The sequence below is a fragment of the Planococcus sp. RAB007_Raresut genome (assembly GCF_057369535.1).
Map to the genome: position 1 here is coordinate 1 of NZ_JBXYIF010000164.1, position 260 is coordinate 260.

Annotated in this window: 1 protein-coding gene; it reads left to right on the forward strand. The window is 47.3% G+C overall.

Annotated features, from left to right (window positions below):
• Positions 1-103: 103 nt before the first annotated feature.
• Positions 104-260, forward strand: a 157-nt coding sequence (locus tag AC2Q9J_RS18150) for a TCP-1/cpn60 chaperonin family protein (RefSeq protein ID WP_499042108.1), incomplete at its 3' end; no start/stop codon positions are given.

The window sequence follows — 260 nt, forward strand, 5'->3', positions numbered from 1 at the left end:
GAGAAGTTGGGGTTTGCTGATTTGCTGCAGGAGGTATCATTGAAAGATGGTGGGAAGCTAGTGAAGATCACAGGTATTAAGGAAATGGGGAGGACTACAAGTTCTGCATCGGGGATCAAATCAATTGGTGATTGATGAGGCTGAGAGGAGTCTGCATGATGCTCTGTGTGTGGTGAGGTGTTTGGTGAACAAAAAGTTTTTGATTGCAGGGGGTGGAGCTCCAGAGATTGAGCTATCAAGGCAATTGGGTGCATGGGCGA